The sequence below is a fragment of the Burkholderia paludis genome (assembly GCF_000732615.1).
GTDB classification, from domain to species: Bacteria; Pseudomonadota; Gammaproteobacteria; order Burkholderiales; family Burkholderiaceae; genus Burkholderia; species Burkholderia paludis.
In genome coordinates this window covers 1-717 of the sequence record NZ_JPGL01000163.1, presented here as the reverse complement: position 1 = coordinate 717, position 717 = coordinate 1, and the positions used below count along the sequence as shown (strand labels likewise).

Below are 717 nucleotides of genomic sequence, written 5' to 3'. Positions count from 1 at the left end.
ATCACCTCGTTGTCGACTGGCCTTTCGTCGACCGATAGCTCGGTGACCTCGCTGTCGACGTCCACGTCGACGGGCCTGTCATCGGCCACCAGCTCGATCACGTCGCTGTCGACGTCGACCTCGACGGGTCTGTCCTCGGCGAACAGCTCGATCACGTCGTTGTCGACCGGCCTTTCGTCGACCGATAGCTCGGTGACCTCGCTGTCGACGTCGACGTCGACGGGTCTGTCGTCGGCGAACAGCTCGATCACGTCGTTGTCGACCGGTCTCTCGTCGACCGATAGCTCGGTTACCTCGCTGTCGACGTCGACGTCGACGGGCCTGTCGTCAGCCACTAGCTCGATCACGTCGCTGTCGACCGGCCTTTCGTCGACCGATAGCTCGGTGACCTCGCTGTCGACGTCGACGTCGACGGGTCTGTCGTCGGCCACCAGCTCGATCACGTCGCTGTCGACCGGCCTTTCGTCGACCGATAGCTCGGTGACCTCGCTGTCGACGTCGACGTCGACGGGCCTGTCGTCAGCCACCAGCTCGATCACGTCGCTGTCGACCGGCCTTTCGTCGACCGATAGCTCGGTGACCTCGCTGTCGACGTCCACGTCGACGGGTCTCTCGTCGGCGAACAGCTCGATCACCTCGTTGTCGACCGGCCTTTCGTCGACCGATAGCTCGGTGACCTCGCTGTCGACGTCCACGTCGACGGGTCTCTCGTCGGCG

The 717-nt window shown here is 64.3% G+C and carries 1 protein-coding gene; it reads right to left on the bottom strand.

Annotation, left to right across the window (positions count from 1 at the left end):
• The coding region (locus GQ56_RS46300; RefSeq protein WP_031403771.1) for a hypothetical protein at positions 1–717 on the bottom strand (717 nt) is incomplete at both ends.